The following is a 2,808-nucleotide window of genomic DNA, read 5'->3' as shown; positions in this document are numbered from 1 at the left end:
GCCTCCAGGTCGCCGCGGCGGAGCGCGACCAGACCGAGCCCGAGTACCGCGGATTCTTCCCCGACGAGGTGTCCCTGGTCGACCGCCACCCGACGGGCCCGTTCGTGCAGTTCGGCGCTGCGGTCGAGCTCACCGCGCAGCAGCGCGATCCGGCCGAGCGAGGTGAGCCGCTCGCCGACTTCGGTCCACAGGCCGAGTTCCTCGGCAGTGGCCAGCGCGCCGCGGTGGTGGTCACGGGCGGTGTCGAGGTCGCCGGTCACCTCGGCGTGGCTGCCGAGCAGGAATCCGGCGATGGCCTGACCCCAGCGATCGCCCACCTTCGCGAACAGCTCCCGGCTCCGCTCGGCGTGCTCGCTCAGGCCGATCAGGTCGCCGCGGGCGAAGGCGTCGCGCGCCAGCGACACCGAGGCCGCCGCGATGCCCCAGTCATCGGCGTTGTCGGCGAAGGCATCTCGCAGGTGGGCCGCGTCGTCCATGCCCTGGTGGGCGGCGAATCCGGAGTAGACGTGCGCGAGGTACCAGCGGGCACGCAGTTCGGCGGGCGTGGGTCGCGCAGCGAGGGCCGGCAGAGAATCGACCGTACGGCCGGCGCCGATCTCGAGAGCGCCGCGCCACAACAGGGCAACCCGGCGTGTGGCGGGCTCGGTCTCGCCGGATACCGCGAGAGCGATGCCGAGTGACCGGATGCCCTCGGCGAGGCGTCCGCGCATCACCCAGTACCAGGCGAGGGCGTTGACCAGCCGCAGCGCGTCCTCGGACCTGCCCGCGGCACGGGCGGTCTCGAGTGCCCGTCGCAGGTCGGCCGACTCCGCGTCGAGCCGAGACAGCCAGCGGCGCTGGTCACCGGTGCGTAGGTGCTGGTCGGCCAGTTCGGCGAACGCGAGGTAGTAGGCGAGATGGCGCCCTCGTGTGTCGGATTCCTCGCCGCTGTCGCGCAACCGGTCCGCACCGTAGGCGGCGACCGACTTCAGCAGCCGGTAGCGCGGGCGGGTATCGGTGGCGGGGGTGATGATCAGGGAGCGCTCGACCACACGAGCGAGCAACTCCGCGACCTCGGCGACCGCGATGTCGCCACCGGCGCAGACGGCTTCGGCCGATTCCAGCGTGCCGCCGTCGGCGTGGGCCGAAAGCCGCCGCAGCACAGCACGTTCTGGCTCATCGAGCAGTTCCCAGCTCCAGTCGATCACCGCGCGCAGGGTGCGCTGGCGATCGGGTGCGTCCCGATAGCCGGACGACAACAGTGTGAAACGGTCCTCGATCCGTTCGGCGAGCACGTGCACCCCGAGCGCGCGGACCCGCGTCGCCGCCAGTTCCAGTGCCAGCGGCAGGCCGTCGAGATGGGTGACGATCGTCGCGATCGCCGCCGCATTGTCGTCGGTGACGGCGAAGCCGGGCGCGCGCGAGCGGGCCCGTTCGACGAAAAGCTGTGCGGCAGGTGAGGTTTCCACCTCGCGCGACCCCGGTCCGGCAGCGGGTGCGGTGGGCAGGGCCAGCGGCGCCACCGGCCGGATGTGCTCGCCCGCGATATTCAGTGGCACCTGACTGGTGACCAGCACCCGCAGTTCCGGTGCGGCGGCGAGCAGGCGTGACACCACCGTGGCGGCCGCGTCGGCGACGTGCTCGCCGTTGTCCAGCACCAGCAGCACCTGCTTGGCCCGCACCGCCTCGGCGAGATGGTCGAGCTGAGTGCCGTTGCCGGGCGCGGGGAACGGGCTCGAACCGGCCGAATCGTCGCGGACATCGAAGGCGCCCGCCACGACTTCGGTGATCGTCGTCAGCGCGCTGTCGGTGTCAGTGCCCAGGCACAGTCCGGCGAGCTCGACGAACAGCACGCCGTCGCGCGCCGGATGCACGGCCGCGGTGGCCAGTGCCAGGCGGGTCTTGCCGACACCGCCCGGCCCGGTGAGCGTCACCAGTCGTTCGGCAGTGACCAGCGCCTCGACCGCGGCGAGATCGTCCGCGCGCCCGATCAGGGAGGTGGGCGCGACGGGCAGGTTCCGGCGTGGTGTCACCGGTGTCGCGGGTGCGGGCCGCGCGGGCGCGCCGAGAGCCGGATCCTGTTCCAGCACAGCACGATGCAATGCGGTGAGCTCGGGACTGGGATCGAGTCCGAGCTCTTCGGCGAGGTGTTCGCGCAGCCGACGGTAGGTTTCCAGGGCTTCGCCGTGTCGTCCCGATCGGTACAGCGCCAGCATGTGGGCCGAGCGCAACCGTTCCCGCAGCGGATGGAGCTCGGTGAGTTCGCCGAGTTCGTCGGCGACCTGATCGTGCTCGCCGAGGGTGATCCGGGTCTGCGCGAGTTCCTCGACCGCGGTGAGGCGCTGTTCCTCCCACCGCAGCACCGGGATTCGCGCGAACTCGTGATCGGCGAGGTCGGCCAGGACCTCGCCCCGCCACAACGCCAGTGCTTCGGTGAGAAGCGTTGCCCGAGTGGCGGTGTCGTCGGTGGCACGCGCCCGATGGAGCACACGCTGGAAGGTCTGGGAGTCCACCGAGCCGTCGGCGACCTCGAGCAGGTAGCCGGGGGAGCGTGAGACCAGCAGCTCGCGCCCGCCCACCTCGGCGTCGCCGAGAACCCGGCGCAATTGTGAGGCTCGTGTCTGCAACGAACCAGCGGGGTTGGCGGGCAGGGCCGTATCCCACAGATGCTCGACGAGCCGGTCGGTGGGCACGATCCGGCCCGGTTCGACCAGCAGCGCGCCGAGCAGAACCCGCACCTTGAGCTCTGGAACCCGCACGGATCGTCCCTCGTCGGTCCAGACCGCCAAGGGACCGAGCACTCCGAAACGCATGTCACCCACCCTAAAC

The 2,808-nt window shown here is 71.4% G+C and carries 1 protein-coding gene; it reads right to left on the bottom strand.

All coding sequences use genetic code 11. The features are described 5' to 3' along the window. Positions 1 to 2,792: BTAD domain-containing putative transcriptional regulator (locus tag ACFWF3_RS31070; protein WP_379317284.1), on the bottom strand; the 2,792-nt coding region annotated here is incomplete at its 3' end. Positions 2,793 to 2,808 lie beyond the last annotated feature (16 nt).

This window comes from Nocardia sp. NPDC060220, from assembly GCF_042727815.1.
Lineage (GTDB): Bacteria > Actinomycetota > Actinomycetes > Mycobacteriales > Mycobacteriaceae > Nocardia.
The sequence above is the reverse complement of the archived record's forward strand: the minus strand, read 5'-3'. Positions and strand labels throughout refer to the sequence as shown.